Source organism: Pontibacter litorisediminis (assembly GCF_029360645.1).
Lineage (GTDB): Bacteria > Bacteroidota > Bacteroidia > Cytophagales > Hymenobacteraceae > Pontibacter > Pontibacter litorisediminis.
The window spans coordinates 210,336-229,488 of sequence record NZ_JARDUA010000006.1 but is presented as its reverse complement, the minus strand read 5'-3'; the positions used below and the strand labels follow the sequence as shown (position 1 = coordinate 229,488).

General features: G+C 56.0%; 23 protein-coding genes. 11 read left to right on the top strand and 12 right to left on the bottom strand.

What is annotated here, in order from left to right:
* Window positions 1-204 precede the first annotated feature (204 nt).
* Window positions 205-564, top strand: a complete 360-nt coding sequence (locus tag PXG97_RS17100; RefSeq protein WP_276499020.1) for a YgdI/YgdR family lipoprotein — start codon at window positions 205-207, stop codon at window positions 562-564.
* Window positions 565-659: 95 nt separating this feature from the next.
* On the opposite strand, the gene PXG97_RS17095 is transcribed toward PXG97_RS17100, so the two are convergent.
* From PXG97_RS17095 to PXG97_RS17075, 5 genes are all read right to left on the bottom strand, one after another.
* Window positions 660-1,622 carry a sodium-dependent bicarbonate transport family permease gene (locus tag PXG97_RS17095; protein ID WP_276499019.1) on the bottom strand — a complete coding sequence of 321 codons (963 nt, stop codon included), beginning with the start codon at window positions 1,620-1,622 and terminating at the stop codon, window positions 660-662.
* Entirely contained in the window at window positions 1,619-2,113 is a 495-nt protein-coding gene (locus tag PXG97_RS17090) for a hypothetical protein (RefSeq protein ID WP_276499018.1), read from the bottom strand. The genes PXG97_RS17095 and PXG97_RS17090 overlap by 4 nt, the downstream gene beginning before the upstream one ends.
* A gap of 3 nt (window positions 2,114-2,116) precedes the next feature.
* Window positions 2,117-2,953 (bottom strand): DUF6671 family protein, encoded by an 837-nt coding sequence (locus PXG97_RS17085; protein ID WP_276499017.1) that lies wholly within the window; start codon window positions 2,951-2,953, stop codon window positions 2,117-2,119.
* Window positions 2,929-3,240 (bottom strand): hypothetical protein, encoded by a 312-nt coding sequence (locus PXG97_RS17080; RefSeq protein ID WP_276499016.1) that lies wholly within the window; start codon window positions 3,238-3,240, stop codon window positions 2,929-2,931. Before PXG97_RS17080 ends, PXG97_RS17085 begins: the two co-directional genes overlap by 25 nt.
* Window positions 3,241-3,470: 230 nt before the next feature.
* Window positions 3,471-4,964, bottom strand: a complete 1,494-nt coding sequence (locus tag PXG97_RS17075) for an NADP-dependent isocitrate dehydrogenase (protein WP_276499015.1) — start codon at window positions 4,962-4,964, stop codon at window positions 3,471-3,473.
* Between the two features lie 95 nt (window positions 4,965-5,059).
* Between PXG97_RS17075 and PXG97_RS17070 the strand changes: the two genes are divergently transcribed.
* The 5 genes from PXG97_RS17070 (at window position 5,060) to PXG97_RS17050 (ending at window position 9,310) form a co-directional block, all read left to right on the top strand.
* Entirely contained in the window at window positions 5,060-5,989 is a 930-nt protein-coding gene (locus PXG97_RS17070; protein WP_276499014.1) for a LysR family transcriptional regulator, read from the top strand.
* Between the two features lie 124 nt (window positions 5,990-6,113).
* Entirely contained in the window at window positions 6,114-7,967 is a 1,854-nt protein-coding gene (locus PXG97_RS17065) for a pyruvate kinase (protein ID WP_276499013.1), read from the top strand.
* Between the two features lie 352 nt (window positions 7,968-8,319).
* Window positions 8,320-8,544 carry a hypothetical protein gene (locus tag PXG97_RS17060; protein ID WP_276499012.1) on the top strand — a complete coding sequence of 75 codons (225 nt, stop codon included), beginning with the start codon at window positions 8,320-8,322 and terminating at the stop codon, window positions 8,542-8,544.
* A gap of 7 nt (window positions 8,545-8,551) precedes the next feature.
* Window positions 8,552-9,049: a hypothetical protein gene (locus PXG97_RS17055; protein WP_276499011.1), complete on the top strand. Its 498-nt coding sequence runs from the start codon at window positions 8,552-8,554 to the stop codon at window positions 9,047-9,049.
* A 54-nt stretch (window positions 9,050-9,103) separates the two neighbouring features.
* Window positions 9,104-9,310: a YwbE family protein gene (locus PXG97_RS17050; RefSeq protein WP_276499010.1), complete on the top strand. Its 207-nt coding sequence runs from the start codon at window positions 9,104-9,106 to the stop codon at window positions 9,308-9,310.
* A 20-nt stretch (window positions 9,311-9,330) separates the two neighbouring features.
* On the opposite strand, the gene PXG97_RS17045 is transcribed toward PXG97_RS17050, so the two are convergent.
* Both PXG97_RS17045 and radC read right to left on the bottom strand, forming a co-directional pair.
* A complete protein-coding gene (locus PXG97_RS17045; protein ID WP_276499009.1) occupies window positions 9,331-9,666 on the bottom strand; it encodes a four helix bundle protein in 336 nt (111 codons plus the stop codon).
* Window positions 9,667-9,683: 17 nt separating this feature from the next.
* Window positions 9,684-10,406, bottom strand: coding sequence for a RadC family protein (gene radC / locus PXG97_RS17040; protein ID WP_276499008.1), 723 nt, complete (start codon window positions 10,404-10,406; stop codon window positions 9,684-9,686).
* A gap of 158 nt (window positions 10,407-10,564) precedes the next feature.
* On the opposite strand from radC, the gene PXG97_RS17035 reads away from it, so the two are divergent.
* The 5 genes from PXG97_RS17035 (at window position 10,565) to uvsE (ending at window position 15,084) form a co-directional block, all read left to right on the top strand.
* The gene (locus tag PXG97_RS17035; RefSeq protein WP_276499007.1) at window positions 10,565-11,788 is read left to right on the top strand and encodes a metallophosphoesterase; all 1,224 of its coding nucleotides are present in this window, start codon (window positions 10,565-10,567) and stop codon (window positions 11,786-11,788) included.
* Window positions 11,789-11,967: 179 nt separating this feature from the next.
* Entirely contained in the window at window positions 11,968-12,534 is a 567-nt protein-coding gene (locus tag PXG97_RS17030) for a hypothetical protein (RefSeq protein WP_276499006.1), read from the top strand.
* 183 nt (window positions 12,535-12,717) lie between these two features.
* Window positions 12,718-13,353 (top strand): carboxypeptidase-like regulatory domain-containing protein, encoded by a 636-nt coding sequence (locus PXG97_RS17025; protein WP_276499005.1) that lies wholly within the window; start codon window positions 12,718-12,720, stop codon window positions 13,351-13,353.
* 182 nt (window positions 13,354-13,535) lie between these two features.
* Window positions 13,536-14,129 (top strand): carboxypeptidase-like regulatory domain-containing protein, encoded by a 594-nt coding sequence (locus PXG97_RS17020; protein ID WP_276499003.1) that lies wholly within the window; start codon window positions 13,536-13,538, stop codon window positions 14,127-14,129.
* A gap of 55 nt (window positions 14,130-14,184) precedes the next feature.
* Entirely contained in the window at window positions 14,185-15,084 is a 900-nt protein-coding gene (gene uvsE, locus PXG97_RS17015) for a UV DNA damage repair endonuclease UvsE (protein ID WP_276499002.1), read from the top strand.
* Here the strand turns inward: uvsE and PXG97_RS17010 are convergent.
* The 5 genes from PXG97_RS17010 to nadA form a co-directional block, all read right to left on the bottom strand.
* Window positions 15,073-15,570: a DUF4112 domain-containing protein gene (locus PXG97_RS17010; RefSeq protein WP_276499001.1), complete on the bottom strand. Its 498-nt coding sequence runs from the start codon at window positions 15,568-15,570 to the stop codon at window positions 15,073-15,075. The two genes, uvsE and PXG97_RS17010, sit on opposite strands and share 12 nt — an antisense overlap.
* A gap of 38 nt (window positions 15,571-15,608) precedes the next feature.
* The gene (locus PXG97_RS17005; RefSeq protein WP_276499000.1) at window positions 15,609-15,839 is read right to left on the bottom strand and encodes a hypothetical protein; all 231 of its coding nucleotides are present in this window, start codon (window positions 15,837-15,839) and stop codon (window positions 15,609-15,611) included.
* A gap of 147 nt (window positions 15,840-15,986) precedes the next feature.
* Entirely contained in the window at window positions 15,987-16,370 is a 384-nt protein-coding gene (locus PXG97_RS17000) for a hypothetical protein (RefSeq protein ID WP_276498999.1), read from the bottom strand.
* A 186-nt stretch (window positions 16,371-16,556) separates the two neighbouring features.
* Window positions 16,557-18,083 carry an L-aspartate oxidase gene (gene nadB / locus PXG97_RS16995; RefSeq protein ID WP_276498998.1) on the bottom strand — a complete coding sequence of 509 codons (1,527 nt, stop codon included), beginning with the start codon at window positions 18,081-18,083 and terminating at the stop codon, window positions 16,557-16,559.
* Window position 18,084: 1 nt separating this feature from the next.
* A complete protein-coding gene (gene nadA, locus PXG97_RS16990; protein WP_276498996.1) occupies window positions 18,085-19,128 on the bottom strand; it encodes a quinolinate synthase NadA in 1,044 nt (347 codons plus the stop codon).
* Window positions 19,129-19,153: the final 25 nt, after the last annotated feature.

Genomic DNA, 19,153 nt, shown 5'->3' with positions numbered 1-19,153 from the left:
GTCTATAGTTTATGCAAAGGTCGTAAATTTTTGAGCAGAAAAGTAGCACCGGCGGATAAGTCCTTCGGCAGAAGCAAGGTATAAATGTTGCACTTTAGCTGCGGAATGTATAACTAGTACAACCAAACGCTGTTTCTGCCCTGCGTGGAAACTTAAGTGGGATTAATCCATGTTCAGGCAATCATACCTCCATTACTATAGACCATGAAGACCGCACTTTCTACTTTTCTTATAGCCTCGGCCCTTTTGCTGGCAGGATGCTCCAGCAACGAACAAGAGAACGCTGCCACAGCGGCCACTCCCGCCGCCGGTGTAAACCAGGCACAGCCAGCGCAGGCCCCGGGGCAAGCCGTTGCCCTGAACCCGCCGCACGGCGAACCCGGCCATAACTGCGCGCTGCCTGTTGGCGCTCCGCTGGACGGTTCGCCGCAGCCAAGGCTCGTGAAGCCAAACCTGGCGCCCATCCCGGCAAAAAACCCGGTTGCCACGGGCACTAACCCGCCGCACGGCGAGCCTGGCCACGACTGCTCTATTCCGGTAGGCGCTCCGCTTGGCAAAAAATAAGAACTAAGGTCGCGCCACCCCCTGTGGCACAGGAGGTGGCGCTCTTTCCCCGCGCATGTTAGCTGCATGCCTTGGCGCAGCTGCAGCTGCCCGCCCTAGAACATGCCGATAACGGAAAGGTAGATCGGCATGCCCAGCGTGATGTTGAAGGGGAAGGTGACAGCCAGCGCCATGGGCAGAAAAATACCCGGATTTGCCTGCGGCACGGCTATTTTCATGGCGGCAGGCACGGCAATGTAGGAGGCGCTGGCGGCCAGCACCGCAAACATCAGCCGGTTGCCTGGGTCAGGCGTAACCAGGCCACTCAGCACTGCCACCGCGCATCCGTTCAGCAGCGGAATGGCAACGGCGAACAGGGAGGTGAACCAGCCGCTTTTAAAGAAATCGTGCAGCTTGCGCCCGCTAACAATGCCCATATCCAGCAAGAAAATCGCCAGAAACCCTTTGAAGATGTCGGTGGTGAACGGTTTTATACCCTGCGCATGCTGCTCGCTGGCCAGCATGCCGATGGCCAGGCTCCCTAAGATCAGCAACACACTGCCGTTGGTGAAAGAGTGATGGACTACCTGCCTCAGGCTCGGCGACTGCTCCTTCTTTTCGCAGAACAGGTTGATCAGGATCACTCCCACGATAATGGCAGGCGCCTCCATAAACGCCATCACGGCGACCATGTGCCCGCCGAAGGGCAGTTGCTGAAACTCCAGGAAAGACACAGCCGTGACGAACGTGACGGCACTTACAGAACCATAGGCTGCCGCAACGGCACCCGCATTCTCCACGCTCAGCCTCCTTTTCAGGAGAAAGAAAGTATAAAGCGGGATGGCTCCGGAAACCAGCACCCCGAACAGAAGGGCCCACACAATCTCCAGGCTGTAGGTACTGTGTGCCAGCTCCTGCCCGCCTTTAAAACCGATGGAGAAAAGCAGGTAAAGCGAGATGAACTTTGACGAAGTGGCCGGAATTTCCAGGTCACTTTTGACCTGCACAGCCAGGATGCCTAACACAAAGAAAAGCAGGGCAGGGCTTGTCAGGTTGTCAGCCAGTAAGTGTAGGCTCATACAGAGATCGTAGCTTTGTGCAGTTTCACTTCCGTTACCTTGCCCGCTGCCCTGGAGGTGACGAGGCCCCCTACCTTCATCTTTTGCAGCACCACCTGCTGCTGGAAGTAGCCGATGCCGAGGAGTTGCCGCATCTGCCGCTGCACGTTCAGCGCCGCCAGCCTCGCCTTCTGCGCCTCCACAGCGCCACAGCTTATCACCTCCGCATAGTTATCCACCAGCAGGTCCACCAGCACCTCTTCCGCATAGGTGCCATACCCTTGCTGCTTCAACAAGACACTTTCTATAAACGGGCAGGCCACATCGTTTACGACAATTACCTCCTCCACAGACTCCCTTTCCAAAAAGCCGATCAGCTCCTCTGCGTAGCCGCCCTCCCTTAGTCTGAAAACGGCAGCCAGTGCGGTCAGGAAATAGGCGTTTTTATACCTCATGCCCAGAAAATGCTCTAAGTGGCTGCTGGGGCATATGAGAAACAACTTATTTTTCATGGTTTAAGGATTACATAGTTGGCAATAGGCCGGGTCTTCCACCTTCGTGCTGTTAGGGTATTTGCGCTCCAAAGTATGGCCGCACTTGTGGCAGGCAAGGAATTCGCTTAAGACAGCGCGGCTCGGGAAGCCGCAGGCGCCGCAGGGCAGGCCTCGCTTCACGCTGGCAACCCCAAAGCCCGGGGTATGGCAGGCAGGGCAGCAGGAGCTTGCTTTTGCCACTAACTTCTCCGTGGCCTGCCTGATAACGGACATGCGGGAGGGGTTATACATGGCCCGCATGTCCGTCTCTGCATACACCTGCCCGTGCCGCCGCTGTAGCCGCCGGAACACCGCCAGCAGATGCGCCTTACCGGTGATGCCCTTGGTTATACCTGCGGCACTGTGCTTGGCGGGCCGCAGCACCAGCGCGTGCGAGGGGAACTTCACCTCACTTGCAAAGGCCAGCAGCTGCTCCTCCGTGTCTACCGCCTCCCCCGCAAAGTTTGTCTCCAGGCTCAGCTCCCGGACCACTGTCTCCAGGCCATTCTTCCTGTCAAGCAGCAGCAGAAACTCTTCCTCTACCGGCACGAAACCCAGCACCGGGTGCGGCCCGAAAGAACCCTCACTGGCAACAGCCAGGTCGAAGCCGTACAGTTCCAGAGCCATTTCGCACTTTCTGCGGGCCGTGGTAACGGGGGCCGCTTCGCGCTCCACCTCACCCGTGAACGTGCCCAGCAGATCCGTATCGAACTGCTCTGCCACCACACAGCTTACCCCCAGCCCCTCCTCCAGCAGAGGCGCTATCACGCTTTCTTTCCGATGCTTGGTGGCAATCAGTAGCTTTCTGCCTCTGAACATGCCGCTTCAGGTTGCTCCCGTGCCTCCAGCATGATGTTTATAGTGGATTCTATCACGAGGCTGCTATTGCTTCGCTTCGCCTCCTCCACAAGCAGCAGCACCTTCTCCTTCGCCTCCTTTAGTTCCTCCAGCCTCCTTTTCGAGTCCTCATCTGGCTTCTCGAAGCGGATGATGGAGCTAAAGTTCTTCAGGTTGTGGAAGTTGATCTTTTTTGTGATAACCTCCAGCAGGATCTCTTTTGCTTCCTCGCAGGTAAAGCTTCCTTGTATGAATTTTATAGTTTCCATGACCTTGTTATTTATGGATTGATGTGTTATTAGCGGTTACCCTGAACACGTTTAGGATCACTACTATTGCCAAAGCTTTACACAGCTCGCTTACCAGCGTTTGCTGCGCGTACACGCCAAGTAGTAGGCATGCAACCAGCGCCAGCGCACTTAGCAGTAGCCACCCTTGCACCTGAGAGTGTTTCCCCCTTTGGCGATTGGCAACCGGTGCCAGGCTAGGGGGCAAGGTGCTACTGCCCTTGCCCAAGCGAGAAGGCTTTTTTATTGTCGAAGGCATAAAGGTTCTCTGTTTTGATGGTGTCGATGTTCTTTTCAATGGCTTTTGCCAGGATGGCTACGATGTGCTCTTTTGTGATCGGCTGCTCCTGCACGTGCTGAAAGCGGCAGCGCCAGTGGTCGGTGCAGAAGGTCTCGGCAAAACCTTCCGGCCATACTTTGATGCCCCGGTTCGTGATCATACTTAGCTTTACCTCCGGCGTGTCTAGTTGCTGCAGTTGCTGGGCTACCTCCTCCGGATCTCTGCCGCTCCAGTGCACGAATACATCCACCCCAAGCAGCGTTTTGGTTGCCGCAGGTTTAGGCGTATACTTGGGCAGGTTGAACTTGATGTTCTTGGCGTAGGCTACCGCGCTTAGCTGTGCCGGCTTTTGCCCCAGGTTATTAATTACCGCCGTGGCAAACTCCTGCGTGCCTACTTTTTGTTTGCTGGTGCCTTCCTGGTAGATATCCGGTGTGTGCACACCCTCTTCTATGGTTTTCAGCCAGGCATTGTAGATCTTCTCAGCTATGTCGTTTTGGCCGATGTGGTTGAGCATCATGCAGGCTGCCTGCAGCAGGCCGGACGGGTTGGCCACTCCTAAGCCAGCAATGCGGGGCGCCGAGCCGTGGATGGCCTCGAACATGGCGCAAGACTCACCAATGTTGGCAGAGCCTGCCAGGCCCACAGAGCCCATGATTTGGGCAGCTACGTCAGAGAGGATATCACCGTAGAGGTTGGGCATCACCACCACGTCGAACTGCTCCGGCGAGTCGGCCAGCATGGCGGCGCCTATGTCCACTATCCAGTGCTCGTTCTCAATGTCCGGGTACTCAGCGGCTATCTCGTCAAACACCTTGTGGAACAGTCCGTCCGTCTGCTTCATGATATTGTCTTTGGTAAAGCAGCTCACTTTTTTGCGGCCGTACTGGTGGGCATACTCAAAGGCGTAGCGCACAATCTTCTCGCAGCCTGGCCGGCTGATGAGCTTCAGGCACTGCACCACCTCGTCGGTCTGCTGGTGCTCAATGCCGGCATACAGGTCCTCCTCATTCTCCCGCACGATCACCACGTCCATTTCAGGGTGCTTGGTTCTGACAAAGGGCGAGAGGCTGGTACATGGGCGGACGTTGGCGTACAGCCCCAGCATTTTGCGCATGGTCACGTTCAGGCTTTTGTAGCCGCCACCCTGTGGCGTGGTGATGGGCGCCTTCAGCAGCACCTTGTTCTGCCGGATCACATCCCAGGCCCCCTTAGTGATGCCGGAGGAGTTGCCTGCCAGGTACACGCTCTCGCCTACCTCAATTTCCTCTACCTCCAGCCGTGCTCCCGCAGCCTGCAGCACACGCAGCGTCGCCTCCATTATCTCAGGCCCGATGCCGTCTCCTTTGGCTACCGCAATCTTGGTGCGGGCTGGTGGCGTTTGCACTGCTGTTCCGTTTTTCTGTTTTGCATCAAGTGTAATCATATGGCTTCTTGTTTTTTAGTATTCAACTGCAGACATCACCTTTTGGATTTATAAATAATAGTTTATAATTTTAATGGATTGCATAAATAAAATTTATGAATTACACTTTACACCAACTGCAGGTGTTCCTGAAGATCACGCAGACCAAAAGCATCACCAAGGCCGCCGAAGAGCTGCACCTGACGCAGCCCGCCGTCTCCATACAGCTCAAGAACCTGCAGGAGCAGTTCGACATCCCGCTCACGGAGATTATCGGCAGGAAACTGCACGTCACTGAGTTCGGGAAGGAAGTAGCTCTAGCCGCAGAGAAGATCCTGAACGAGGTGCATGCCATCAACTTCAAGACCCTGGCGCATAAGGGGCTGTTGTCGGGCAGGTTAAAGTTGTCGGTGGTATCTACCGGCAAGTATGTGATGCCCTACTTCCTCTCGGGCTTTCTGAAGCAGCATGAGGGGGTGGAACTGGTAATGGACGTGACGAACAAATCAAAGGTGCTGGAGTCGCTGGAAAACAATGAGACGGACTTTGCCCTGGTCTCCATTCTGCCCGAGCACCTGAAGGTGAGCAAGGTGGAGCTCATGCAAAACAAGCTGTACCTGGTGGGGCGCGAGTCGGAGCAGTCCGGCAGCAGGCACCATGGCATGGAGATATTCAAAAGCCTGCCCTTGATTTATAGGGAGCCGGGATCGGGCACGCGCCTGACCATGGAGCGCTTTATCGCCAGCAACAACATAGCAGTGAGCAAGAAACTGGAACTTACCTCTAACGAGGCGGTAAAGCAGGCCCTTCTGGCCGGCCTGGGCTATTCCATCATGCCCCTGATCGGGATAAAGAACGAGCTTACCCAAAAGGACCTGCAGATTATACCGGTGGACGGCTTGCCGCTGACAACCTCCTGGAACCTGATATGGCTGCAAAACAAAAGCTTCTCGCCTGCGTCCGAGGCATACCTGACTTACCTAGAGCAGGAGAAAAACAACATCATCCAGCAGCACTTCGGCTGGGTTGGCAAGTATAAAGACTAGCCCTGCCTGCTGTAGCGGCACAGCAGACGGTGTACGTGCCTGCCACGGCTTTAAATCCCCAGCCGGGGCACCCCTTCCGCCCTGCATCCGTAAGGTTGAGAACGACCTACGTTTAGATGGAGCCATGCCACAGACCAAGGAGGACCACTACCAGGATTTGATTCGCCAGCTGGATCAGCTACACCAGGACGCCATTGCGCTGGAGGAAAAGTTCGCCCCAGCCGTACGGGCAGTTCACCCGAAGTTCAGAAAAAGCGCCAAGAACCTGCTGCATTACCTGGCACTGCGCCAGCACGACATCCGGGAGCTGCAGGAGCAGCTGGCCCAGTTGGGGCTCTCCTCGCTGGGGCGGGCCGAGGGGCACGTGCTGGCCAGTCTGCAGGCCGTGCGCCAGCACCTCTGCCAAATAGCCAGGTGCACTGATACCCCCAAGAAGCTGGCCGTTTCCTTTTTCGAGAACCGGGAGCTGCTGGCCGCGCACACAGAGGCCCTGCTGGGTCCCAAACCCGAGAAACGCAGTACACGCATTATGGTCACGCTGCCCTCTGAGGCAGCTCACCAGTACGAGCTGCTGCCACGCCTGTTAAAAGCCGGCATGGACTGTGCCCGCATTAACTGCGCCCACGACACCGAAAAAGAGTGGCTGAAGATGGTGAACCACATCCGCAAAGCCGAGCAGGAAACTGGCATCTCCTGTAAAATTCTTATGGACCTGATGGGGCCAAAGCTGCGCACCGGCCCGCTGAAGGAAGGCCCGAAACTGCTGGTGATTCGGCCTGCGCAGGATAACCTTGGCCAAATTACGGAGGCCGCCAAAGTATGGCTCGCGCCTCAGGACGTGCCTCCGCCTAATGATGCCGATGCCTGGCTCCCGGTAGATGCCACCTGGATGGCACAACTGCAGGAGGGGGATAGGATTTTCTTTAATGACACCCGAGGCCGCAAGCGCTCTCTTTCCGTTGTCAGGAAAGAAGAGACCGGGGTGCTGGCAAACCTCATCAAGTCCTCTTATATCACCACCGGAACCAAACTGCGCCTGCAAGACGAGAACGCCACCGAACGCACCACCGGCGTGGGAGACCTGCAAGCGGCAGAGTTGCCAATTGTACTGAGGAAAGGAAACTTCCTGGTGCTGACGCGAGAGCCTGTACCCGGTGAACCAGCCATTTACGATGAGCATGGGCACGTCACCCAGCCGGCACACATCTCCTGCACACTTCCCGAGGCTTTTACCCAGACTAAAACGGGGCAGCCCATACTTTTTAACGACGGCAAAGTGGAGGGGGTGCTGGAGGAAGTGGGGCCTGACAAGCTGCTGGTAAAAATCACCTATGCCAGCGACAACGGCAGCAAGCTGCGCGCCGACCAGGGCATTAACCTGCCCGACAGCAAGATACACCTGAATGGGCTGACGGAGAAGGACCGGCAGGACCTTAGGTTTATAGTGAAGTATGCCGATATCGTAAACCTGTCGTTTGTGAACGACGCGGGTACGTTGGAAGCCCTATATGAGGAACTGCGCAAGCTAGACGCACAGAACCTGGGGGTGATGCTGAAGGTCGAGACAAAAGAAGGATTTCGGAATCTGCCGCTCCTGCTCCTGACGGCCATGAAAAACTACCCGGCCAGCGTGATGATCGCGCGCGGCGACCTGGCCGTGGAGTGTGGCTGGCAGCGGCTGGCTGAAGTACAGGAAGAGATCCTGTGGCTTTGTGAGGCAGCCCACATGCCGGTGGTGTGGGCCACGCAGGTGTTGGAGACGCTGGCCAAGAAAGGCCGCCCCTCCAGGGCCGAGATCACTGATGCCGCCATGGCACAGCGCGCTGACTGCGTGATGCTGAACAAGGGCCCACACGTGGTGCAGGCCATTGAGATGCTGCATGATATCCTGGTGCGTATGCAGGAGCACCAACATAAAAAAACTTCCATGCTGCGGATGCTGCACATCTCAGACCTTGCCAAGCTTACAGAAGATTAAGTTCATCAATACCAACGGCTTACAGCTCATGCTTTTTAACTAAAATTACTCTTAAACTGTACTTTATAGAATCTTTTTCATACCTTTCTCTCGTTAAAGTGCTAAATCTGTCTCCGTAGCTAGTAAGTTTCCCTAAGCATCCCAACACCTTTTGCTTAGAAAAACTGCCCTAGGGCGGGTGCCTTAAGGAGCGGGTGAGCAGAGAAGCAAGAGGCGCTGAAATGCACCTGGGCACACTGCCCTTCGTTTTCTTCAGCTTTGGAATGCCTGTAGTAACTAGTTGATTTTGCTATACTTTCTGCCTCACTTTGGCATGTATGGCGAGCTTGTTTTACTAAAAAACCGTTGCCAGATGAAAAACAGGACTTTAGAGAAAGTGCTTTATAAGGTTGCTGCCCTGCTTGCTCTTGTCGGCATTGTGCTTTGGGCGGTGCAACCTGAAGGTGATTACCTGGGTCTCTACCTTATACTTGGCGGCCACATTTTGGGGGTAGCAGGTATATTGCTGTACATGAAACACTCCAACGAAATGGAGCAGGCACAGCGGGAGCCAACCAAGCAGTACCACAACAAATAACACAGCTATGAAGCCATACTTCCTTGCAGCACTATTCGTGCTCAGCCTCTCTATTCATGCACAGGCACAAGTGTTTGAGCCTGTAGCGAAAGAAGGGCTCATTGTAATAGAAAAGCCCCAGCCACTGGTGCTGGTAAACGAGCAGCAAACCACTACCTCTGCCCTTATCCTGAACCCTAATGACATCAAGAACGTGGAGGTGGTGAAGGGTACTCAGGCGCTGGAGCGCTTCGGCGAAAAGGCCACCGACGGCGCCGTACTCATCGACTTAAAGCAGGACTTGCCACTGGCGCGCGTGGAGGAAGTGTACAAAGCCTTTAGCGTGCCGCACGAGCAGCAGCAGCTGACAATAGCCATCAACGGCAACCACGTCAAAGACCCTGCCCTTTTGCTGGCAGACCTGTGCCAGATCGAGCAAGTAGAGCTGGCTGATTTTGAGACCGCCCCATCGCGCTGGAGCTACGATGCGCAGTACCTCAACATTGTTACCAAACCACAGCCTTAACACCACCCGATTTTCCTGCGTATCTTGCAGCCACAACCATTCATTCTACTTCCCATGGACGGCAGAAAACGCGCCAACATCAAACCTGGCACCCACGTCAACATCGTGCAGAAGCAGGACCAGCGCACCGGCGACCTCACCGAGGGCTACGTGCAGGACATCCTCACCAACTCCCCCACTCACCCACACGGCATCAAAGTACGCCTGGAGACAGGGGAAGTGGGAAGAGTGCAGGAAATACTTTCTGAGTTAGAAAGTTAGAAAGTTTGGAAGTTAGAAAGTTATGATTTGCCTTTTATAGAGGCTGATTTTCTGATGCTGGTGAGTAGCGCGGTGAGTTCGCCTGCTTCCTGTTTAAGACTCATCAACTTATTGCTGGCTACAATCCCTGATTCTTCCAGTAGCTCCAACCAGAACTGCGTTTCATCCGCTTCTTCGAGGGCTATACCTATTTTAGCAATAAACTCGGCACCAGATCGGGCACGGCAGGCAGCCCGATAGTTTGCAGCGACCGACGTTGCCGATCGAAGCGCCTGCTTGCCCATAATCTGGGCTTCAGCACTTTGGGGCAATGCCTGAAACATGCGAACCGTTACATTTAACTTTCTAACTTCCAAACTTCTAAACTTTCTAACTACAAAAGTCCTTCATCCGCAAAGCTGTAATAGTCAGTGTCGGTAAAGATGATGTGGTCGAGGATGGGCAGGTCGAGGAATTGGCCGGCTTCCTTCATTTTCTTGGTAAGGGCGATGTCGGCAGCGCTAGGCTTGGTGTTGCCGCTGGGGTGGTTATGCACCAGGATGATGGAGCTGGCCAGCTGCTCCAGCGCTTTTTTGAAGATGATTTTAGGGTCGGCCACTGTGCCGGCCACACCGCCCGAACTAATGCTTTCCTTCTTCATCACCACGTTGGCGCGGTTCAGAAGTATAACCCAGAACTCCTCGTGCGGCAAATCGAGCAGCTGCGGCTTAATGTAGTTGTAGATGTCGGTGGAGCAGGTGATGCGGGTTTTAGCGGTTACGGCGGCCTCTTTGCGGCGGCGGCCCAGCTCCAGGGCGCTCACGATCGTTATGGCCTTGGCCTCCCCGATGCCCTTGTGCTTCATCAAATCCTTCACACTCAGGCGCGCCAGCTCGTTCAGGTCGTTGCCCACGGCAGTAAGTATAAGCTTGGCCACATCCACGGCAGTGAGCTTGGGGGTGCCCGAGCCTATCAGGATGGCAATCAACTCGGCATCGCTGAGAGCAGCCTTGCCTTTCAGCAGCAGTTTCTCGCGCGGGCGGTCTTCCTCAGCCCAGGTCTTGATGTTGAGCGGCTGCAGGTATGGCAGCGTGGCAGGCAGTTCGTTTTCTTTCACTTACGGTACAGAATTTGATGTTAAGAAGATGCATGTGGAATCTCTTTCAGAATGAAATAGTTCAGCATGCATCTACCTTTTTGTACTTTTATACTTTGGAAGAATAGCCACCGCCAAACATTAGGCGCGGCGGGTGGTTTTACCATGATATGCAACGTATGTTAACATTTGCAATCGTTATCCTGCTTCTCTTTTTGGTAGACCTGTACGTGTTTCAGGCTATCAGAACAGTAACGCAGAACCTGGGCCCTGTTGCCCAGAAAATTATTTACTTCATCCACTGGGCTATCTTCGCGGTGACGGTCGCCACGTTTTCCTTAGCCTCTGCCACGCGCGGCACGCCGCCGGATGCCTTTAAGACATACCTGGCGAGTACCCTGTTCATCATTTTTGCATCGAAGCTGGTGATAGTGGCCTTTCTGTTGCTGGACGACACGCTGCGCATGGGCAAAATCGTGCTCAACACGGCCAACGGAAACGAGGAGTTCGACCCTTCCCGCCATAAGTTCCTGAACCAGATGGGGCTTCTGGTGGCCGCTGTCCCTTTCTCGGCCTTTATCTACGGCATGGTGAAAGGCGCCTACGATTACCGGGTGAAGCGCGTAACGCTGCGCTTCCCGAACCTGCCAAGCGCCTTCGACGGGTATAAGATGCTCCAGATATCGGACCTGCACACAGGTAGCTTTAACTCCACAGAGCCCCTGAAAGAGGCTGTCAGGATCATCAACAAGCAGGAGGCGGACCTGGTGTTCTTCACCGGTGACTTGGTGAACAACGTGGCCACGGAGCTTACGGACCACCTGGATACCCTCGGCGGCATCCGCGCCAAAACCGCGGTGTACTCGGTGCTGGGCAACCACGACTACGGCGACTACGTGAGCTGGCCCAGCCAGGAGGCAAAGCGGGAAAACCTGCACACCCTGATCGAGAGCCACCGCCGGATGGGATGGGACATTTTATTGAACGAGAACCGCATCGTAGAAAAGGACGGCGAGCGCATAGCCGTGCTGGGCGTGGAGAACTGGGGGAACAAGAGAGGCTTTCCGAAGTATGGCCGCCTCGACCGGGCTTACGATGATACGCAGGATGTGCCGTTCAAGGTGCTGCTCTCCCACGACCCGTCGCACTGGGACGGTGAGGTTAACCAGAAGTATAAAGATATAGACCTGATGCTTTCAGGCCACACCCACGGCATGCAGTTTGGCGTGAACATCCCGGGCTGGAAGTGGAGCCCGGTGCAGTACGTGTATGAGCAGTGGGCCGGCCTCTACAAAAAAGGCCGCCAGCGCCTGTACGTGAACACAGGCCTCGGCTTTCTGGGTTACCCGGGGCGCGTGGGCTTCCTGCCGGAAATCACCGTTTTTGAGCTAAAGAAGGCTTAAGCCAGGCGTTACACCTCATCAGGAAGGCGCACCCGCACGGGTGCGCCTTTTTTGTGCGCGCTTTACCTGCCTTACCTCCACCTGAACATAAAAACCCATGCCCGCGTACTTAACCCTGAGCCATTTTCACCCTTTCAGCTAGTCTTGTAGGGTAGCGCATAATCAAAAACATCAAACCTATGAACAGAATAGTAACCCCGGTAGCTGCGGCAGCTGTACTCCTGCTAACCACCTCCTGCGGAGAGGATACCTTAGGCACCTCCTTCGAGGTGACGGATGCAAACTACGACGAGTCTGTGAACCCAGCGCATATTCGTGGCTACCACACGGAGGAACCAGACATGGGCGGTGCTCCGTTTAAGCCCAACCAGTATTACCCTTTCAGCACCAGAATACTGCCACCGGACCTACGCCAACAGCTGGAGGGGAATATAGCTGTACGCATGGTCACGATCTACTACTCACCGGACGGAAGCCTACGGGACCTGGCGGAGGAGTACAACCCTTCCGGGGCGATGGGCAACACACCTAACAGCCCGGCAGACACAGGCGGCGGCGGGGGCACTGGCGGTGGCAGCTCCACCGGCTCCGGCAACGGAAACTCCGGAAACGGCAGCAACAGTGGAGGCTCTGGCAGTAACAGCGGCAACGGCACCTCTGGTTCAGGAACTGGTGAGTCCGGGGACGCTGGCGGCAACAACAGTGGCAGCACCGACACCAACGATGGCGGCAATAACCTGAACTAAGTTAACCCGCAACCTATTGCCCTCACCAGAAACCTGCCGCCACGCACGCCGCAGGTTTCTGCTTTTTTAGCCCATCTCCTGATTTCTTTGTAATTTTACATAGCCCCGCCCGTTATATGGCTGGCCGGCACAATTTTAGCTGGTCCTGGCGCAGGACAAACGCCGCAGCACTACCAGAACCTCATGCACAGACACCCACTGTTATACATCCTGACGTTGCTGCTCATTTACTGCAGCCTGCCTGCCCTGGCCCAGAAAAGCATCCGGATAAGTGGCACTGTGCTGCAGGCAGACCGCACCACGCCTATACCGGGCGCCACCATTGTAAAGGTAAACACCAACATGGGCGTTGTGTCGGATGAAAAGGGCAAGTTCCTGATTGATGTGGCCCAGTCGGATACGCTGATGATCCGGGCGCTTGGCTTTAAGCCGCTTTTATACTTGCCTAAGACGCTGCCCGTGTCGGAGCTACGCGTGAACATTGTGCTGCAGGAGGATAGCGTGATGCTCGGGGAGGTAGAGGTCACCAGCCGCCCATCCAAAGAGATGATTGACCGGGCCCTGCGCAACATGAAGCGCGAGAAGACCAGCCAGGCCAAGAACCCCAACTTTATTCCGGGCCTGGAGCCACCGCCCCCCGCACCGGCACCGGCCCCAACCATCCTCAGCCCTATGAGCCTGATGTACGACCTCTTCTCCAGCGAGGGAAAGCAGAAACGCGCCCTGCAGGAATACCTGCAAAAGCTTGAGATGGAGCAGAGGCAAAAAGAGCAGGAGGATTATAACCGCTTCTTCCGGGACAATACCGGCTATCAGTAAACAGCGGCGGTCCTGAACCTCTGCACCTTCCCAACGATAGTGGCCCCAGCGGCGAGCTGGCAGCGCGTGTCAGGGCCGCCAGGAAGCAGCCTGCAAAGGCTCTTGTAATATTTTCCCTACATTATATAATATTTTACCTATACTATCGTAAGTAGCATAAGCACCATGAAAACAAACTGCTCATGCTCCAGCGCATATGCTTTATACTTTTTTTGCTGTTCCCGCTTTGCACGATGCTCACGCATGGGCAGCAGGCCAAGGTCAGCGGGATAGTGTTGCAGCCGGATAGAAAGACGCCGGTTATCGGGGCAGGCATCTCCAGGCTCGGCACCGGCACGGTTGTGGCAACCGATCAGTCGGGTCGCTTCACCCTACTGGCTCAACCCGGTGACTCTATACTTGTCCGCGCCGTCGGGTTTAAACCGGTGTTGTACCGCATCAGGCAGGAGCAAGAGCTGCTGTTTGTACTGCAGGAGGAGGTACAGCGGCTCCGGGAAGTAGAAGTAAGCAGCACCCCCACCGTGGTAAAACGCCCTCCGGAAAACAAGCCGGCCTTCACACCTCCTCCTCCGGTTCCTCCCTCTCCCCCAAGCATACTTTGGAACCCTGTCTCCTATTTCTCTAAAGAAGGCAAGCAGCGCCGAAAGCTCCGGAAGTACTTAGCGAAGGAAGCGGATAAGCGCCAGCTGCAGGAGGCGGAGCGGCTTAAAGCAGAGCAGGAGAAGGCGAAGCAGGACTACAACCGCTTCTTTAAGAACAACACCGGCTATCAGTGAAATACCCAAACAACCGGCTGCTTCGTAGGTTCAGAGTAGACTGTTACCTGAAACGATGAAAATAGGATACCCCTGCATAAATATGGAGCTGGACTGTAGCTCCTCCCGTACCTTCCGGCTGGCCTCTTACTCTGAGGAGCGTCTGATTGAGACCGTGGAGCAAAACCTGGCTTGCCTGCGCCGCATCCTGGAATATAATGTAAAGCATGGCCTGTTATTTTTCCGCCTCACCTCCGACTTGGTGCCCTTTGCCTCGCATGAGGTGAACAAGTATAATTGGCAGGAGCACTTCAAGATGACCTTCCGCAGGCTGGGCAGCTACATCAAGAACAACAACATGCGCATCTCCATGCACCCCGACCAGTTTGTGGTGCTCAACTCGCCGAACGAGCAGACCGTGCGCAACAGCATTGCCGAGCTGGTGTACCAGGGGAGCGTGCTCGACCTGATGGAGCTGGACACCACCGCCAAGCTGCAGATACACGGCGGCGGCGCCTACGGCGACAAGCCTTCGGCCATACAGCGCTTTGCCGAAGTATACCACACCATGCTGCCCGACGCTGTAAAGGCCCGCCTCTGCGTGGAGAACGACGACCGCACCTACACCTTGCAGGACTGCCTGCAGCTGCACGAGCTAACAGGTATGCCCATCATCTTCGATAACCTGCACCACGAGTGCGTGAACAACGGGGAGCCGATGCGCGAGGCGGTGGAGATGGCCGCCACTACCTGGCACCCGGAAAAAGACGGTATCCTGATGATGGACTACAGCTCGCAGGCTCCCAACGAGCGGCGCGGCAAGCATGTGCAAAGTATAGAGGAGCAGCTTTTCCACGACTTCCTGGCCGAGACAGAAGGGCTAGACATGGATATTATGCTGGAAATAAAGGACAAGCAGGAAAGCGCCCTGAAGGCCCGCGATGTTGCCAGGAGCCTTGGCCGCTTAGAAGTATGAGGCAAGCAGGTGCCACAGCCACTCGGCTATCTGCCACAGCGCCCATACCAGGAACACCAGCATCAGCACCAGCCCGATCAGCACACCAACGATAATGCCCTTGCCACTGCCCTGGTACTTGCCTTCCTCGTAGTGGCGGCGCAGCAGGCGCACGTTGCGCTCATTGGCTTTAAAGGCAAAATCGAAGATGTTGCCCAGGATGGGAATGCTGCCGAAGATGACATCCACCCCAATGTTCAGCATCATCAGGGCCACTAGCTTGCCGCTGGCACCGTGGCGCACCATGGTTAGTATAAGCACGGCCGAAACGCCGAAGGAGGCCAAGTCGCCGGCGAAGGGCAACAGGCCCAGGATAGGGTCTAAACCAAAGCGGAAGTTAGTGCCCGGAAAGCGAAACTGGTTGTCCATCAGGTAAGCGATGTGGTCTACCCACTTCAGCTTCTCGGAGCGTGGGGTGCGGGTGTAGTGCGTGTTTTCTGTTGCCATACGCGCTTATACGGCGCCAGGCAGGCAAAGGTACGCGGCTATGGCACCATGGGGTGGCGCTGCTGCTGCCACTTGGCCCTACGCTGCTTTTTAGCCGCCGCGTGGAAGTACTTGGTGTTCTTCTTGTTCTTCTTAAACGCTTTTCCGGCTTTGCCTTTCTTCTGGAAGAGCCCCTTCAGCTTTGGCCCGCCAGCCGTAGCAGCCGCTGCCGGAACACTGTAACAGGCACTACCAGCCAGCAGCAGCACCATTGCAATTACTTTTATCATGTCAGCAGGATCTAGTTTAGGAGGTAAATCTCTTCCTTAAACGTTATATCCTACTGAAAAAGTGCGATTTAAGCACGTAAAAAAAGGGGGTGCAGCAGCTCCAAAAGCTGCTGCACCCCCTCCCGTAACGGTGAGAAGACAGGCTAACTAGTTCTTTCCTTTGCCACCTTTGCCGCTGTTGCCTGCTTTCGCCTTCTGCCCACCGCCTTTGCTACCTTGGTTGCCCTTGGCGGCGGGCTTTCCTTTCGTTGCCGTGGCGTTATGGCCCTTTACAACCACCACAGTGGTGTTGCCTTTGCCGTTCCCCTTGTGCTTGGTGTGCCCGGGGTTGGTTGTGTTGGGGTGATGCGGGTTGTTAGGGTTCTTGTACCAGCCCTTGTGCAGGCCATTGTCTTTGCGGGTAGCCGTTTTGCTCTTGCTGATCACCACTACTTTCCCGTTTTTATCTGTCTTTTTGCGGGAGATGTGGCACGAGGACAGCGTTACCACTGCCAGCAGCACGCACAGGAGGCTCAAAAATTTATACTTCATGGAGCTTGTGTTTAGGAATTATTCAAGACTGCAGCCTGTATAGGCGCTGCTAATATACAGCAATCGTTTTATCAATTCCTACACAATAAACTTTAAGCCCTGATTATCCTGCATTCGCACAGAAAAACTGCACAATTTTGAAGTATTACTATTGATGTACTTTTCGCCCAGGATGGGATATCTTGCCTAAGCGGGCACAAGTTGCTGCTCCAGGTAGTGCCCGCCTATGCCTTGCTTTCTGCCCAGGCATGCCTCCACCGTTACCGCCGCCACAGTAAGCAGGTTTTGCAGCTCCCACACTTCTGGGGTGAGCTTAACGGCTCCTATACTTTCCAGCTGCTGCCTTAGCTGCGCCACCTGTTGCCTTGCCTGCCACAGGTGCTCAACGGTACGCACAATGCCTACTTTCTCCCACATCAGCTGCCGAAGCTCCGTTCTTATACTTTGCACGGCAGGCAGCGGCGGGGCCACAGTCATGCGGTTGGCTGGAGGCAGAGCTATACTTTCTGTTTTCCTATACCTGGTGCCTTGCCTGGCCACCGCATGCGCCGCTGCCGCTTTTCCGAACACCACCCCCTCCAGCAGCGAGTTGCTGGCCAAGCGGTTGGCACCGTGCACACCGGTACAGGCCACCTCGCCCACGGCATATAAACCTGGCACGGATGTTTGACCGTGCAGGTCTGTGCACACGCCGCCGCACTGGTAATGCGCCGCCGGCACTACAGGCACAGGATCCACGGTGGCATCGATGCCAATGCTTTTGCACTTGTTGTAGATAAGCGGGAAGTGCTGCTTCAGGTGCCCTTCCGGCAGGTGGCGCGCGTCTAAGTATAGGCAAGGCGACCGGTGTTGCTGCATCTCATGGTACACAGCCCGGGCCACCACATCGCGCGGGGCCAGCGCCCCCTGTGCATGGTAACGGTGCATAAAAGGCTCCCCGTCCGGCAACACCAGTTCAGCCCCTGCCCCGCGCAATGCCTCGCTTATCAGGAAAGTATCCTCCGATGCCGGGTTGTAGAGGGCCGTCGGGTGAAACTGGAAGAACTCCATGTTGCTGACTTGGGCGCCTGAGCGGAAGGCCATGGCCAGCCCGTCGCCAGTGGCAATGGGAGGATTGGTGGTGTGCTGGTATACTTGCCCGGAGCCGCCCGTGGCCAGCACCATGGCGCCGGCAAGTATGGCTTTGGCCTGATTAGCTTTCAGGTCCAGCAGTTGCACCCCGTGGCATATGTTGCGCTGCAGCAACAGCTCCAGGCCCATGTGGTGCTCCAGCACGGCGATGTTTTGGTGCTTCCGCGCCACCTGCCCTAGCACCTGCTGTATGCTCAGGCCGGTGTGGTCTTTCACATGCGCGATGCGATGCTGGCAGTGCCCTCCCTCCAGCCCCAGTGCTACGCTTCCTCCCCTGCCTGTGTCGAAGCAGACGCCCTGCTCCTGCAGCCAGTTGATACTATCCGGCGCCCGCGCCACCATAAACCGCACCGCCTCCTCGTTGCACAGGCCGGCGCCGGCAAGCAAGGTGTCCTGCACATGCTGCTCAATGGAGTCCACGGGGCTTAGCACGGCGGCAATTCCGCCCTGCGCAAACATGGTATTTGTCTCGGTAAGCGCTCCTTTGCATACCACCGCCACCCGCCCATGCGCAGCCGCTTCCAGGGCAAAGGTTAACCCGGCTATGCCGCTGCCCAGCACTACATAATCGAAGTATAGCATATCAAGCAAAGGCCAGCATCCGCTCGATCGGAGCCAGGGCCCGCCGCATGGTCTCCTCTTCCAGCCTTACCTCAAACACACCCTGCTGGGCTGTGCCAAGCGCGCGCAAGGCCTCTAAAGTGCGTTGTATGGTTATCTGCTTCATGTGCGGGCATTTGATGCAGGGCACGATGAACTCCTTCTCAGGATAGAGGCCGCGCAGCGTGGCGCCCAAGTCGCACTCCGAGCCAAGTATGAACTGGCGGGTTTTGCTCTCCCCCACGAACCGGATGATATCGGAGGTGCTGCCCACCACGCCGCCAGCGCCGGTCAGGGCATCGGCCACGGTATTGTCCGGCACCTCCCAATGCACCAGCACCTGCGCCTCAGGGTACATCAGTTTCAGGCCGTTGATGCGTTGCGGCGTAAACTGCTCGTGCACCTCGCACTTACCCTCCCAAAGTATAAGCTCCTTGCCCGTCTCGGCTTTTATCCTGGTTTGCAGGTTGCGGCCCATGTACAGGTCTGGCAAAAAGATCAGCCTGTCGCCGCCCAGCGAGCGGGCAATGTCCAGGGCGTTGCGGGAGGTGCAGCAGATGTCGGCCTCCGCCTTGGTGTCGGCATAGGTATTGATGTAGGCTACCACCGGCACGCCCGGATGCTGGGCCTTGAGCCTGCGCACATCGGCACCCGTTATACTTTCAGCCAGCGAGCAGCCGGCCTCAAAGCTAGGCAGCAGCACCTGCTTGGCGGGGTTCAGGATCTTAGCCGTCTCGGCCATAAACTTCACCCCGCAGAAAATGATGTTATCGGCCGCCACGCTTTTGGCCGCCACGCTTAGGCCCAGCGAGTCGCCCACAAAATCGGCGATGCCGCCGTCCTCGTGCCTTACCTGCAGCTCGGCGGGCATGTAAAAGTGCGACAGGATAACGGCGTTCTTCTGGCGTTTCAGCGCGCGTATCTCTTCTACGGCAGCCAGCAGCTCGGCCTCCTCGCGTTCGGGAAGGGCAACAGGATTCATGGCGCCAAGTTTCTGCAGAAACGCGCCTTTGGTTTGTGTTAGCATGGTTTGGTTTTTGGGGTTCAGAGGT

Excerpts from the sequence above, each read along its gene's own strand:
- PXG97_RS17080 (WP_276499016.1), bottom strand. The coding sequence starts at position 3,240 with ATGGAAACTATAAAATTCATACAAGGAAGCTTTACCTGCGAGGAAGCA.
- PXG97_RS17055 (WP_276499011.1), top strand. The coding sequence starts at position 8,552 with ATGAAGCCATACTTCCTTGCAGCACTATTCGTGCTCAGCCTCTCTATT.
- PXG97_RS17030 (WP_276499006.1), top strand. The coding sequence starts at position 11,968 with ATGAACAGAATAGTAACCCCGGTAGCTGCGGCAGCTGTACTCCTGCTA.
- PXG97_RS17025 (WP_276499005.1), top strand. The coding sequence starts at position 12,718 with ATGCACAGACACCCACTGTTATACATCCTGACGTTGCTGCTCATTTAC.
- PXG97_RS17085 (WP_276499017.1), bottom strand. The coding sequence starts at position 2,953 with ATGTTCAGAGGCAGAAAGCTACTGATTGCCACCAAGCATCGGAAAGAA.
- PXG97_RS17075 (WP_276499015.1), bottom strand. The coding sequence starts at position 4,964 with ATGATTACACTTGATGCAAAACAGAAAAACGGAACAGCAGTGCAAACG.
- nadA (WP_276498996.1), bottom strand. The coding sequence starts at position 19,128 with ATGCTAACACAAACCAAAGGCGCGTTTCTGCAGAAACTTGGCGCCATG.
- PXG97_RS17005 (WP_276499000.1), bottom strand. The coding sequence starts at position 15,839 with ATGATAAAAGTAATTGCAATGGTGCTGCTGCTGGCTGGTAGTGCCTGT.
- PXG97_RS17020 (WP_276499003.1), top strand. The coding sequence starts at position 13,536 with ATGCTCCAGCGCATATGCTTTATACTTTTTTTGCTGTTCCCGCTTTGC.
- PXG97_RS17050 (WP_276499010.1), top strand. The coding sequence starts at position 9,104 with ATGGACGGCAGAAAACGCGCCAACATCAAACCTGGCACCCACGTCAAC.
- PXG97_RS17065 (WP_276499013.1), top strand. The coding sequence starts at position 6,114 with ATGCCACAGACCAAGGAGGACCACTACCAGGATTTGATTCGCCAGCTG.
- PXG97_RS17070 (WP_276499014.1), top strand. The coding sequence starts at position 5,060 with ATGAATTACACTTTACACCAACTGCAGGTGTTCCTGAAGATCACGCAG.
- nadB (WP_276498998.1), bottom strand. The coding sequence starts at position 18,083 with ATGCTATACTTCGATTATGTAGTGCTGGGCAGCGGCATAGCCGGGTTA.
- uvsE (WP_276499002.1), top strand. The coding sequence starts at position 14,185 with ATGAAAATAGGATACCCCTGCATAAATATGGAGCTGGACTGTAGCTCC.
- PXG97_RS17035 (WP_276499007.1), top strand. The coding sequence starts at position 10,565 with ATGTTAACATTTGCAATCGTTATCCTGCTTCTCTTTTTGGTAGACCTG.
- PXG97_RS17010 (WP_276499001.1), bottom strand. The coding sequence starts at position 15,570 with ATGGCAACAGAAAACACGCACTACACCCGCACCCCACGCTCCGAGAAG.
- PXG97_RS17100 (WP_276499020.1), top strand. The coding sequence starts at position 205 with ATGAAGACCGCACTTTCTACTTTTCTTATAGCCTCGGCCCTTTTGCTG.
- PXG97_RS17095 (WP_276499019.1), bottom strand. The coding sequence starts at position 1,622 with ATGAGCCTACACTTACTGGCTGACAACCTGACAAGCCCTGCCCTGCTT.
- PXG97_RS17060 (WP_276499012.1), top strand. The coding sequence starts at position 8,320 with ATGAAAAACAGGACTTTAGAGAAAGTGCTTTATAAGGTTGCTGCCCTG.
- PXG97_RS17000 (WP_276498999.1), bottom strand. The coding sequence starts at position 16,370 with ATGAAGTATAAATTTTTGAGCCTCCTGTGCGTGCTGCTGGCAGTGGTA.
- PXG97_RS17090 (WP_276499018.1), bottom strand. The coding sequence starts at position 2,113 with ATGAAAAATAAGTTGTTTCTCATATGCCCCAGCAGCCACTTAGAGCAT.